Here is a 13,182-nt window from a genome sequence, read left to right as displayed (position 1 = left end):
GCATTGCGGTCGTCGGTACGATCGAAAGAATCAGACACTAAAATACTAAATCCATTGCTTCTTTTTTCTTGATTCATTTTAAGGTTTTTTTAAACCAAAATGTGTCAAGTTTTTTTAGGAGAGGACAGTGACGAATAATTTAACATATTGATGTTTAAAGGTTAATATGTAAGTAAGATATAGTTAGCTTATATAGTTTATATTTGGTTAATATGTAATTAAAATTAGACTAATTTATATATATAATATTACTTTATTTTATAAGTAAAGTAATATTGTGTTATGTATTCTATGTTATAATAGCAAGTATAAGATCGTATTAATTAATGTGTTAAACAATTTAAAAATCAAGCCTGTGAAAAGTCAAAGTCAAATCGTTTTTTCAAGAAAGGAAATCTGGAGAAATAAAAAGCAAAAATGTTTGGTTCCTTTTTTGTGGAGTCTGTTTTTATTCACTACAATTACGAGCTTAAGTTTTAATGGGTATGCCCAGGTTCGCATAAGGCCGACATTAGATCAACTTAGAAAAGTTTTATTAGATTCTAAATATAACCCGAATTACGTTTTACTGGCACTTCACCGGGCATCTTGGACAGACGGAACGCCAGAAAATTCAATCGAAGCAGTGACTGCAGCTATTGCAAATCCAAATGTGGAAATCATAGAAGTAGATGTTAAAGTTAGTAAAGATGGGGAACTCTATTTAATGCACGACGACTATTTACAACGAACAACAAATTTCTTGGATGCTTATCCAAATCAATATGGAACCGGGACAGATAGTTATGGGAAGTTTAATAATTATAACTGGAGTGATATAGCCAAGTTGCGATTAAAAAATGAAGAAAAAATCTATACGCTATCCAAAATCCCCTTGCTTGAAGATATTATTGCCTTTGTTGGTAGGCTCAAAAATGTAATTATTCAATTAGATATCAACGATGATGTCACTTTTAATGCCTGTATAGAACTGGTAAGGGCAACCAACTCGTTTAAGTATGTTATGTTTAAAGGAAATAAAACTGTAAATGGTTTTACTTCTTCATTAAACAAACTCACCGAAGCACAAAAAGCAGAAATAATTTTTGCTCCGATTATCAAATCAGATTCTAAGCCAGACAATGCCACAGCTCCTGATCCAATGGGATTTTATAATCAATGGGAAGCATGGTGTAAGCTTAATCCTAAGTATGTAGGTGTAGCCGGTATATATCAAATGGCATTTAAGACAAGTGCGGATGTTGTGCTTATTAAGGTTGCTGAAAAGATAAGAGCAGACGGAAAAAAAAGGGTAGGGATATTTGCCGCGCAACCTGAATATTATAAAGGTCGCTATATAGGAAATGTAAATATTAATCAATGTTGCGCAGCAAAACCTGAGGATGATAGAAGAGGAGACTGGGATTTTATCTTATCCCCTAATGGAAGTAAGACTGCAGGCATTAATGGTTACATAATAACTGATGAGGTAATTACATTTTTAGAATTTTTTCCGGACAGGACTATCAAATAATAATGGACGATAATTTAATTTTTTAAAAAAAAAATATGAAAACAAAATATTTAAAGAGTAAATTCTTCCTGTTACAGTGTGCAGGATTATTTACAAAACAATATGTGCTTTTATTAATTATTGGTATGCTCGCCCAAAAGACGATTGCCCAGGAAGTATATGAAAATAATACAGGCGAATATAATAAAAACACAACGGTGTACAGTATGTATACCTTAGAGAAGATGGTTGCTCCTGATTATAAACACAAAGGTGATAATAGCTATAACCTTGATATGTCTAAAACGGTTGGAACTGCTCCAGATAGATTTGCTAGCCCGGAGCAGGCTTTGCTGTTTACATCTGATGCAGATTATGCAACAATACCATCAAAAGTTTTAAATGATGTTATAGATGCCAATAAAGGGATTTCTTTGTCCTTTTGGATGAGATCGGATGACTATAGCGTAGCGCGCCAGATTTTTAATATTAAGGATAATACCGGGACAGTTGTAGCCGCTCTTAGACTGACTAAGGATGGTTATTTCCAAATTCTGAGATATTCGACTTTTGCAAACAAAATGGTCATTTGGGCACAAGCAAGATACAAAATAAGTTTTAATGATATATTTCCAAGTGAAAATGAACATGGTTTTGGGTATATTTTTGTATCCATAACTTCTGATCAATATGCTACAAGGATCTTTTACAGCCGGCCTGGCGGGAAGCTTTATGCAAATTACTTTTGGTTTGGTTTAATGGACGTAATAAAAAAAGACAGTAAAATTACTTTTGGAAGGGAAGCTGTTGGAGGTAAGGCCATTAACAGGCTTGATGATATCATGATATACAAAGAAACGCTTTCTCCTGAAATGGTAAGTAATCATTTTTTATTGCAATCTCCTTTGTACCCAAGCCGTTCATACCTGGTAAAGAGTTATGAGGATAAATCTCTGACTGTGGATCGTACAGACTACAAAACAGGATATAATGATGGTTATATAAAAACTGTAGCCGAGGAGGAATGGAACAAACAGATATACGGCTTTAATCGATGGTTTATTCCCAGTACATCAATATCAGCAACTGGAAATATCGCAAGATTTTTTAATGCAAAGACTATGAAGAGAATCTCGCGATGGAACGCTAACACAGGGAATTTTTATTATCAGGCTTCTGCTGATGGTATGGGCGAAAGAGACCAGTTCTATAAGGGGCACATATTAGGTAACTTTGATAATTTACTCGATCCATCAATTGCCAGTTTTAATTTCCTTTCATATGAATATAGGGCAAAAGGGTATCAATTGGGGGTCAGTGATAATAACTTGTATCTCCAAAACGCAAATAAATTAGATGATAATTGGAAAATAACAGGATCATTTAATTCTGCCGTAAGAGAAAATTTCAGTAACGTTTCATCCAATCAACAAGTTAGTATAGCCAATTATGGATCTAAATTGTTTATGACTATATCTGTTAGTGGCGCCCAGAACTATTTTCTTGTGCTAGGCCCAGGTAGGGAATACTTTTATCTCCAAAAATCTCCGGCTCTTTTTGATGAAAAATCTGCTACTTACAATTTATCTGATTACACGATCTCAAATACGGCAGCCACGCCAGCTTACTTAGGTGCAAAAGATGGAATAGGTGATTTGGTTGACAATGGTTATGTTGTCTTATCAACAACAGTAAAATTTAATTGGCAGTTGGTTTATGTAAAAGACGATCCCAATGGAAAACCCTTATATTTAATACGGGCGAATAATGGTTATGGCGCCAGAATTCTTGTTCCCAATTATACTACGGAAGGAATTACCTATATCACCCAAAATATGATTTCAGAAACCGGTAATCTTCCTGATAAACCCGGTAATTTTCCTGATAATTATTTATGGTCAATTAATGTAGTATCTCCGGTTAACTGAAAGTAAAGACCTGAGTTGTGATTAAGATTTACGCTTTTTTAGAGTTAAAAGTTTAAAAACTACAGTTTTATCTTGAGGTATAGTACAATATTCTGATCTCTAAGATAGCTTAGTGAAACTAATGCTGGTGCCAGGGAAGACATCAGCATTAGTTTTAGATAAAGTTTTAATCATGGTTTCTCAAAACGATGATTCAATCAATATTTTTTTCTTAAAAAAGATATGGTCAATAAATTAATATAAAAATAACATCATTACAATTTAAGTTACTACTTAGGTATTGTATTAGCTAAAATCTTAATAGCTTGAAATACGTTGCTGGTGTTTTTAATTGTAGTATCGATTACCGAACGGATGATTGCGAACCGGGTTGCTCCTTGATGGGATCTAAATCTTCCTGATACTTTGGTTTTAATTTTAACATTTCTAACGGCTCTTTCTGATGCGTTATTATCTGGAGGTACCTTAAGGTGGTGCAGGAAAGTAAATATACTATTTCTATTTTTTAACAACCGTTTGAGGAAAGCCTGTTTGAATCTGGATCTTGGATAACAACAAATCAAACTGTCTAAATCGAGCCATTTCTTATAATAGTAGTAAACCAGTTGCCACCTGGGCAAAGTTTTGCCACTTATATCCTATTTAACCAGATAAAGGATAGTATTCCAAATACATCGTAAATTATGGTTTCGCTTATGGCCCTCTAACTGTAAGGTTTTTTTTATAAATTACCCCTGGTTATTACTTAAATCGGTTCGATAATCTTTCGTACTAACTGTGGTTGTTGTTATTCACAATTAGTAGGTATTGAGCCGATTGGCAACGCCTTTTTATAAACTTTTCAACACATAACATTTTATTTATCCATTTTTAATCAGGCCCTAAAGTTTAATTTCAAATTTTATTTAATGACCGAAGACGAACACGTAAATCCAGATTTTAATTTAATTAGAGGCTTTAAGGGAGGGCAAAAAGGAACTGTTCTTATTTTATACGACCGTTATTATTCTAAAGTATATAATTCCATTAAAACTTTCAATCTCTCACCAGATGAGATTGAAGACATCGTACAGGAAACTTTTATTCAAATTTGGTCACAGCGTGAACGCCTGGATGAAAACCAACAAATTATAGGTTTATTAAAAACAATTGCTAAAAGGCTTACATGGAAAAAAATCTATTTGAAGCAAAAACGCAATGAAGAGAATATCGACAATTGCCTTGAGCCTCTAAGTTCTTCAAAATCTGATGATGGTATCATACTTAAGCAAACTCAAGAAAATATTGAAAATGCAATCCTAAAATTACCAACATCGCAACAACGTATATTTAATCTCTATTATAAATTTGATTTTAGCGCCGCAGAAATTGCTAAGGATTTAAACATATCTCAACGAACAGTAGAAAATCAAATATATAAAGCACGGAAAAAATTACAGGCATTACTAATAGTCACCATGTTGCTAGTTACCACCATCAATTTTTTATAAGTGAATTTGATGTAAGTAAATTTTGTTAAAAATGCAATATAAATAAAAATGACACTTTGCTTTTATTGATATGAACGAATTGGAAAAATATAAAGATTTTGAGAGAGAATTTGAAGCTGCCTGGGAAAACAGTAGCTCAGAGCCACTAAATTTATTAAACAATGAAAAAATAAAGGCTAATATTTTATCAGGTATAAATAACGAAGACGGCACCATAAAATTTGCGAAAAGTGTAATTTTCAAAAGAAAAGTTATTGCTTACACTTCAATTGCGGCAACGATATTATTATGCTTTTTAGCAGGTTTATATTTCGCATCAGTACCCAAAATAGTCCCCACAAATGCCACTGTCAGCTATAATGAGTTTAAAACTGGTAATAAAAGCAAACAATTTACGCTTCCAGACCAAACAATTGTAGCGCTAAAACCAAACAGCACATTAAAATTCAGCAACAATTATTTGAAAAACCGGTTTGTATCACTTATCGGAAATGCCTTTTTTATGGTGACCAAAAATACTTTAAATCCTTTCGTTGTTGATACAAAAAATGCGCAGGTTAAGGTACTGGGAACTTCATTTAATGTAAACACGATAACGGATGATCCTAATGTACTTTTGAATGTTGAAGTGATAAGTGGGATTGTCAAAGTAACCAACAAAGACAATTTAAATGATGCCGTTATCTTAAAAAAATCTGATAGGGCTATTTTGTACAATCATACCTTAAAATTGGAAAAGGTATTGAAAAAAGTTGCCGAAGAACATCCTGAAAAGGAAAATGTCGTGTTCAAAGAAATCTCGTTTACAACTATAGTGCAGGAATTAAAAAGAATTTACCATGTAGATTTTCACATTGAAGGAGAAGCAAGCAACGTAAAATATTCTGGATATTTTAATCAATTAAACCTTAATCAAGCATTAATTAAATTAGGTAAAACCTATCATTTTCATTTCATAATTAAATCGAACCAAGTTTATATAACCTTTTACTAGTTTTATATTCCAACATAGATTAATTAATCAATAATTATTTAACAATTATTTAATTTTTAAACATGAGTATAACATCTTCATATATGCAATAGTATCATAAACAAATAATATTCATTATGAAGGGAAAAATACTAATTGCAACAGTTCTAATCCTATTTTCAATACAGGGGCTATATGCCCAAGGTGTTACAACAGGCAACATTACAGGTATTGTTAGTGATGGTAAAAATTCTCCCATACCTGGCGTTACCATTACAGCTATTCACACTTCATCTGGTAGTAGATACAGAGTTGGAACAGCTGCCGATGGCAGGTTTAATATTTTAAACGTTAAAGTTGGTGGGCCGTATCAAATAATTGCATCTTATTTAGGTTACTTACCCGATACCATTAACAATGTAGAGGTAACGCTAGGTGCAGATTTAAATGTAGCTATTACACTTTCTGAAGCTACGGCAAATTTGAAAGAAATAACCGTCAGATCTACTTTGGCAGGCAGGATAGTAAAATCGGGTGCCTCTTTGAGCATAGGCAAAGAGCAACTCGCAGCGCTACCATCAATTTCCAGAAGTTTAAGTGATTTTACGCGTTTGGTTCCCCAAGCAGGAAGTGCAGGTATGATTGGTAAGGGAGGTAAGAGCAATAACCTTTCTATTGATGGGGCCGCTTTTAATAATTCATTTGGCCTGGGGGGCGATGGCAATGCAATTCCTGGCGCTTTTACTGGTGCGCAACCCATCAGCTTAGATGCTATTGAGCAAATTTCTGTAGAACTATCTCCTTATGATGTAAAGCAGAGTGGTTTTACCGGAGCTGGAATTAATGTTGTAACTAAAAGCGGAGATAATGAGCTTAAAGGGTCTGTCTATACATTTTATAGAGATGAGAATTTAATAGGACAGAAAACACGGGATACCAAAATACCTCGCACAGATTTTAGCGAAACCACTTATGGCTTTAGGCTTGGTGGTCCGATTATAAAAAATAAGCTGTTTTTCTTTGTTAACTACGAAAATGTAAAAAATACTACGCCGGCCACAAGTATTATTCCGGCTAGAACTGGATTAAGTGGCGATAATATTGCTAACATTAAGGCTGATGATTTGGATGCTTTAAGTTCCTTTTTAAAAACCAATTATAATTATGAAGCCGGCCAGTACGAAAATTACAAAAACGAAGCAAAAAGCAATAAGTTTTTAATAAAATTGGATTGGAACATTAACGATAAACATAAAGCAAGTTTACGCTATAATCAACTTAACTCTGATGCAAGTTTGGGTGGTACAAATTCAAAAAACACAATTAATTTTGGCAATAGCCGTTACAAACGCAACAATAACATCTATTCTATAACAGGGGAACTAAATAGCAGACTAAGTGATAGGTCTAGTAACCGTATTTTTGCTTCATTTACTTCCTTGCCGGATTATAGGACATACTTAGGTACACCTTTTCCTTTTGTGAGTATTAACGATAATAACAATGTTTATAATTTTGGAACCGATAGAGCAACAAAAGATAATCGAGTGGCGCAACAAAACCTACAGGTACAAAACGATTATACCTTAATTTTATCTGGGCATAAAATTACTACAGGCCTAAGTGTGCAATACCTGAATGTAAGCAATAGTTTTACCTATACTCCGCTAGGGGCATTTGGTTTTAACAGTGTAAGCTCATTTTATAATTCTGCACCCGCAGGTACGGTAACTCCCATTGGTGCTAGTACGGGCTTAGGTTTGCCATCATCTTATAATTTAAGCTATACCCTGCAAGAAAATAGATCGGTAACATTTAGTAACCCGAAAATTTTGCAAGGTGGGTTCTACTTGCAGGATGAGATTTCGAAAATAAAAAATCTAAGTATAACTCCTGGTATTCGCGTGGATTTGGTCTCATTTTTAAACAAGTCGACTAATAATTCTGATGTAGAAACAATGTCGTTTCAAAATGCCATGGGTGGTGAAGAAAAATACAGAACGGCTAACAATCCAGGTACAAAAATTTTATTTTCACCCCGTATAGGTTTCAACTGGAACGTTTTGGGTAATAGACTATTACAGGTGAGAGGTGGTACCGGTATTTTTACAGGTCTAATCCCTTTTGTATATATTGAGAAAACTTATGGATTGAATGGTTTAAACGAAGGAAACATTAATGCTACCGCACCTGCGGATGTGGCACACTATCCATTTAGCCCAGACCCGAACCACTACATTCCTACTGATAAAAAAGCACCGGCCCAATATGAACTGGATTTGGTTTCGCCACAATTTAAAATGCCACAAACCTGGCGCAGTACTTTGGCTATTGATGTTGCCTTATCAAGCAAGACCATGTTTTCAATCGAAGCATTATATAGTAAAGATATTAATGCAGCCTATTACAGAAATGCAAACCTTAACTATAATACAGCAACAACTGATGCAAATGGTAGGCTAGTTTATGCACAGCCCCGTATAAATAATAGTATAACAGGTGCTTATGTTTTAAATAATACCCATTTAGGCAAACAGTTGTTTTTAACGGCATCTGTAACGCAGAAGTTTAATAACCATCTATCCGCTTCGTTAGCATACACACATGGTATTGCCAAAGATGCCTATAGTTTTAGATCTACCACACCATCGAGTGCTTTTAATGCTATTCCTATTGTTGGGAATGCCAATATTCCGGTGTTATCTTATAGCGATTTCGATTTAAGACATCGTTTTATTGGCAATCTGTCTTACCAAATAAATTATGCAAAAGATAAATTAACTACACGTATTGGTTTGTTTTTTGAAGGTGTGCAACAGGGACGCGGTTCTTATGTATATGGTGGCACTGGTAACGTAAATAACGATCAGGTTGCAGCTAACGATTTAATATTTATTCCAGCCAAACAATCAGACATTAATTTAATTGATAAAACCATTTCAGGAACTTTATTTACAGCTGATCAGCAGTGGCAAGCCTTAGATAATTACATTAACAATTCATCTTACTTAAAAAAATATAGAGGCCAATATGCACAAAGAAATGGCGTAATTAATCCATGGTATTTTAGATTGGATTTTAAACTTGCTCAAGATTTTTCAGCTCTAATAGGCAAAAAGAAGAATACAATTGAGCTAACGGTCGATATATTAAACTTTACCAATCTGTTGAACAAAAACTGGGGTTATGCTAAAAACTTTAACAATTCCCAATTAATTACGGCCGAAAGCAGAAACACTTTTTCTGTTAATCCCAATAATTTAGGGCAGGGAGAATTTTTATACGATACGAGTTTAGACTCCAGGTATCGTATTCAATTTGGCGTTCGATATAATTTTAATTAAACTCCAAGCAATCATTCACCAGTTAGTATCTATTATACCATTATGAAATATTTTTTTTATTCATCAATTATTGCTTTAATATATTGTTCTTTTGTTTATACACCTATCTATAAAATGAGATGCCTAAATATGCATGAAAGTTTACAAGATCAGTTAAGGTGGAAAAACGAGAAAAATAGCTTTTTTGTAATGGCACACCGCAATAGCCCGATTGCAGGTTTTGCAGAAAATGACATTGCTACATTACAGCAAACAAAGGCTATTTTACCCTGTGCTGTACAAGAAATAGATGTACGAATGACTAAAGATAGTGTTCTGGTTTTGTTGCACGATAGTACGCTGGACAGGACTACAACTGGTTCTGGAAATTTAAATTTGTTAAACTACAACGAGGTAAAAAAACTGTTTTTGAAAGATGATTATGGAAAAATTTTAAAAAATAGCATACCTACATTACTTGATTTTTTAAGGGTTGCGAAGAAAAATAGCGTTAATCTTTTTTTGGATATGAAACCAGGAACCGATTCAAACAAAATGATGGATGTTGTTCGGCAAACCAATATGCAAAGCAACGTTATTGTAATTTGCTACACTATTAAAAGTGCCCAAAAGCTACATAAAGAATATCCAACATTAATGCTTTCCCTAGGTTTTAACAGTTGGGAGGATATTTCAAAAATTGAAAAATCTGGCATTAATTTTAAAAACTTGGTAGCCTTAACCCCTCAAAAACTTCAGGAAAAGTCATTTTACAAGAAAATTCACGAAATGGGAATTATTACATCTTTTGGTACAAATGGTGGAATAGATACACTTAAAAATGAGCTTGCCATAATAAGATATAAGGACTTGATTGAGGCAGGCATAGATATGATTTGTACTGATAGTGCAAAAAAAGTGTTAAATATTTTAAATTGAGCAATTGAGTTTTCAATTTAATTTGTTGGTGAGATTAAAAGAAAACTTGCAACTCACATTGACATCGTTTTGCTACTGTCTAAATTTTCATCTTCTTGTGAACTGATCAGAATATGAACATGACAAAAACTATTTTATAATTGAGTTCCCAAAGTTCGAGGCAATTCAGGCTCTCAATCTAAGGTTATTAAAATATGTACTTAAACAGTGGTTAAACGAAACCAATTATTTAAAGTATTAAACTTAAATAATACCACAAATAAAATAATATTTAATGGATAATTTCCTTTGGGAGGAAAAATTATGCGCAAGGTTTTATGCTTAAATAGACGGAATTATAAATGATTATAAAACCAGGCGCAGCAGATAATTCTGCAATAATTTGAAAGTTTTAAGGCTTTACCTTAAAACTGGAGCGTAAAACTTAAAGATTAAATTTTAGCAACCTTAACGGCCGTTGGTCCTTTCTGACCCATTTCTACTTCGAAACTCACTTTATCGCCCTCTTTAATTTGCATGGTTAAACCATTAGCGTGTACAAAAATACTGTCTTGTGTTTCAGTGTTTTTAATAAAGCCATAACCTTTGCTATCATTAAAGAACGTAACTGTTCCTTTTTTAACAGGGTTTTCATCAATAATATCTTCTTGTCTTGAAATGCCAATCTGGATATCTTCAGTATTAATGATTTTCTTTTTCTTCGGATCTGGTGGTGTAGATGAAATGTTTCCGTTTTCATCAACATAAGCCATCATGTCTTCTAAGCTTAAGCCGTTTTTCTTGTTAGCCTGGCGCTCTTCTTTTTTTTCCTGTTTGTCGTTTTTCTTTTTTAATCTTTTCTTTTCGTTCTCTTTTTTACTGTACGTTGCCTGAGATTTAGCCATATTTTATTTAATTGTTTTGTGATCTGGGAATGAAATATCCCTGATTTGTACAAATATAACAATACTAAATTACAATCACGATTTTATTCCTGAACGTGTAAAGTGCTGTAAACTAAAGCTGATGCAATCTTAATTTTAAACAGAAAGCTAAAGTGTAGAGTATGACGGCTTAAGGCTGAAAACAGCTTATGTTGTAAAATTGATAATGAAAATTATCGGCCTTGCCAGTCTTCCTTTTTTATTTCATAAAGGAAATTCCATTTCGTTGGTTCGCCATAATAAGCAATTTCTTGTTCGGCAACTTTAACGGCACCTAATTTCTCTGTAGCCTTTTGCGAACGGAAGTTTTCTGCTCCAATGTGTAAAACAACTTTGTTTGCAAAATTAAAGGCATGATCTAGCATTAATTTTTTCATACCCTTGTTATGTTCCTTGCCCCAATAATCGCGGCCTATAAAAGTATAGCCAACCGCAACAGATTTATTTTCCTCATCGAGTTCGTAATATCTGGAACTCCCCACCACATTGCCTGATGCTTTTTCAATAACCAAAAATGCCCCTTGTGATTCCATAGCTCCTTTAAAGAAATTTTCAAAAACCTCTCTCTGATAGCGATTTTTATTAGGATGTTGTTCCCAAACTAAAGGATCAGAAGCGACAGCATAGAGTGCCTCAAAATCGGTTTCCTTTAGCGGAATCATTTTTAATAAGTCATTTTCTAGTGTGGGTTGTAGTTCGAAATTCATGCAGGTAAATTAAGTGAGTGAATTTTGAATGATAGAATTTTGAATGAGTGAATGTATATTTCATTCTGTCATTCAAAATTCTATCATTATTTTATTTATCCAACTAATCCTTCAATTTCTACCATTTCATTTGCTTCTTTTTGATAATCAACTTTATCAATTTCGAAACCGAATAAACTTAAGAAATCAGATTTGTAGCCTGGTAAATCGCCAATAGTTGGTAAAGTTTCTGTTGTAGCTTCTTCCCAAAGTTTGGCAACTTTAGCCTGTACATCTTCACGCATTTCCCAATCATCGATTCTAATTCTTCCTTTTTCATCTGTTGGTACAGGTTTTCCTGTGTATAAACGCTCGGCATATAAACGCTGAATTTGCTCAATAGTGCCCTCGTGTATACCTTCAGCTTTCATTACTTTGTATAATAACGAAATGTATAAAGGAATAACTGGAATTGCAGAACTTGCTTGCGTAACCAATGCTTTATTTACTGATACGTAAGCTTTTCCATTAATATCTTTTAAAGTATCACCAATTTTAAATGCTGTAGCCTCTAAATCATCTTTAGCACGGCCGATAGTTCCTTTACGGTAAACTGCCTCAGTTAAAGATGGGCCTATGTAAGAATATGCAACTGTTGTAGCGCCATCAGCCAATAAATTTTCTGCTTTTAAAGCATCAATCCACATTGCCCAATCTTCGCCACCCATAACAGCAATAGTATTGGTAATATCTTCTTCGTTTGCTGGCTCAATAGTAACGTTAGATACTATTCCGGTATGAAAATCTACTGTTTTATTGCTAAAAGGAGCGCCAATAGGCTTTAAAACTGAGCGGTGTAAAACTTCTGTATCAGGGTGTTTCCTAACTGGAGAAGCTAAGCTATAAATTACTAAATCAATCTGGCCTAAATCGGCTTTAATCAATTCTAAAGTTTTCTCTTTAATTTCTTTTGAGAAAGCATCACCATTAATGCTTTTCGCATATAAACCTGCAGCGTGTGCTTCTTTTTCAAAAGCAGCGCTGTTGTACCATCCTGGTGATGCAGTTTTGCCTTCAGAAGGCGCTTTTTCGAAGAAAACACCAATTGTTGCAGCATCAGAACCAAAAGCAGCGGCTATTCTTGATGCCAAACCGAAACCGGTTGATGCACCAATTACCAATACTTTTTTAGGGCCGTTAATTGCACCTTTAGATTTTACATAATCAATTTGGTTCTTTACGTTTTGTGCGCAACCATCTGGGTGCGAAGTTAAACAGATAAAGCCCCTCATTCTTGGTTCAATAATCATCTTATTCTTTGATTTTACGTTTGTAATTTTTAAAAATTTAAGGCAAATCCTACGAATTTATATTCCTTAAAATAGCCAAATCTTTAACGAAGATAAATTTTTAATTGTTTATGGCTAA

The 13,182-nt window shown here is 33.8% G+C and carries 10 protein-coding genes; 6 read left to right on the top strand and 4 right to left on the bottom strand.

Annotated elements, in window-relative coordinates:
* Window positions 1-355: 355 nt before the first annotated feature.
* Together EHC72_RS16525 and EHC72_RS16520 are read left to right on the top strand one after the other, a co-directional pair.
* Complete coding sequence (locus EHC72_RS16525; protein ID WP_165585852.1) at window positions 356-1,513, top strand: glycerophosphodiester phosphodiesterase family protein; 1,158 nt, start codon at window positions 356-358, stop codon at window positions 1,511-1,513.
* Window positions 1,514-1,548: 35 nt separating this feature from the next.
* Window positions 1,549-3,420, top strand: coding sequence for a hypothetical protein (locus tag EHC72_RS16520; protein ID WP_131538814.1), 1,872 nt, complete (start codon window positions 1,549-1,551; stop codon window positions 3,418-3,420).
* Between the two features lie 269 nt (window positions 3,421-3,689).
* Here EHC72_RS16520 and EHC72_RS23310 read toward each other — a convergent pair whose 3' ends face one another.
* A complete protein-coding gene (locus EHC72_RS23310) occupies window positions 3,690-3,983 on the bottom strand; it encodes an IS66 family transposase (protein ID WP_394346888.1) in 294 nt (97 codons plus the stop codon).
* 345 nt (window positions 3,984-4,328) lie between these two features.
* Here EHC72_RS23310 and EHC72_RS16510 point away from each other — a divergent pair, with 345 nt between their 5' ends.
* From EHC72_RS16510 to EHC72_RS16495, 4 genes are all read left to right on the top strand, one after another.
* The gene (locus tag EHC72_RS16510; protein ID WP_131538813.1) at window positions 4,329-4,910 is read left to right on the top strand and encodes an RNA polymerase sigma factor; all 582 of its coding nucleotides are present in this window, start codon (window positions 4,329-4,331) and stop codon (window positions 4,908-4,910) included.
* Window positions 4,911-4,980: 70 nt separating this feature from the next.
* Window positions 4,981-5,904 carry a FecR family protein gene (locus tag EHC72_RS16505; RefSeq protein ID WP_131538812.1) on the top strand — a complete coding sequence of 308 codons (924 nt, stop codon included), beginning with the start codon at window positions 4,981-4,983 and terminating at the stop codon, window positions 5,902-5,904.
* 116 nt (window positions 5,905-6,020) lie between these two features.
* Window positions 6,021-9,227 (top strand): TonB-dependent receptor, encoded by a 3,207-nt coding sequence (locus tag EHC72_RS16500; protein WP_131538811.1) that lies wholly within the window; start codon window positions 6,021-6,023, stop codon window positions 9,225-9,227.
* A gap of 129 nt (window positions 9,228-9,356) precedes the next feature.
* Window positions 9,357-10,145, top strand: a complete 789-nt coding sequence (locus EHC72_RS16495) for a glycerophosphodiester phosphodiesterase family protein (protein WP_165585850.1) — start codon at window positions 9,357-9,359, stop codon at window positions 10,143-10,145.
* A gap of 431 nt (window positions 10,146-10,576) precedes the next feature.
* On the opposite strand, the gene EHC72_RS16490 is transcribed toward EHC72_RS16495, so the two are convergent.
* The 3 genes from EHC72_RS16490 to fabV form a co-directional block, all read right to left on the bottom strand.
* Window positions 10,577-11,029, bottom strand: a complete 453-nt coding sequence (locus tag EHC72_RS16490) for a cold-shock protein (RefSeq protein ID WP_131538809.1) — start codon at window positions 11,027-11,029, stop codon at window positions 10,577-10,579.
* A gap of 212 nt (window positions 11,030-11,241) precedes the next feature.
* Entirely contained in the window at window positions 11,242-11,775 is a 534-nt protein-coding gene (locus EHC72_RS16485; RefSeq protein WP_131538808.1) for a GNAT family N-acetyltransferase, read from the bottom strand.
* Window positions 11,776-11,870: 95 nt separating this feature from the next.
* Window positions 11,871-13,064, bottom strand: coding sequence for an enoyl-ACP reductase FabV (fabV, locus tag EHC72_RS16480; protein WP_131538807.1), 1,194 nt, complete (start codon window positions 13,062-13,064; stop codon window positions 11,871-11,873).
* Window positions 13,065-13,182 lie beyond the last annotated feature (118 nt).

This window comes from Pedobacter nototheniae (genome assembly GCF_004335085.1).
Taxonomy (GTDB): Bacteria; Bacteroidota; Bacteroidia; order Sphingobacteriales; family Sphingobacteriaceae; genus Pedobacter; species Pedobacter nototheniae.
The sequence above is the reverse complement of the archived record's forward strand: the minus strand, read 5'-3'. Positions and strand labels throughout refer to the sequence as shown.

Bases quoted from the DNA above. Each gene is read 5' to 3' on its own strand.
- EHC72_RS16510 (WP_131538813.1), top strand. From the start codon at position 4,329: ATGACCGAAGACGAACACGTAAATCCAGATTTTAATTTAATTAGAGGC.
- EHC72_RS16520 (WP_131538814.1), top strand. From the start codon at position 1,549: ATGAAAACAAAATATTTAAAGAGTAAATTCTTCCTGTTACAGTGTGCA.
- EHC72_RS16490 (WP_131538809.1), bottom strand. From the start codon at position 11,029: ATGGCTAAATCTCAGGCAACGTACAGTAAAAAAGAGAACGAAAAGAAA.
- EHC72_RS16500 (WP_131538811.1), top strand. From the start codon at position 6,021: ATGAAGGGAAAAATACTAATTGCAACAGTTCTAATCCTATTTTCAATA.
- EHC72_RS16505 (WP_131538812.1), top strand. From the start codon at position 4,981: ATGAACGAATTGGAAAAATATAAAGATTTTGAGAGAGAATTTGAAGCT.
- fabV (WP_131538807.1), bottom strand. From the start codon at position 13,064: ATGATTATTGAACCAAGAATGAGGGGCTTTATCTGTTTAACTTCGCAC.
- EHC72_RS16485 (WP_131538808.1), bottom strand. From the start codon at position 11,775: ATGAATTTCGAACTACAACCCACACTAGAAAATGACTTATTAAAAATG.
- EHC72_RS16495 (WP_165585850.1), top strand. From the start codon at position 9,357: ATGCATGAAAGTTTACAAGATCAGTTAAGGTGGAAAAACGAGAAAAAT.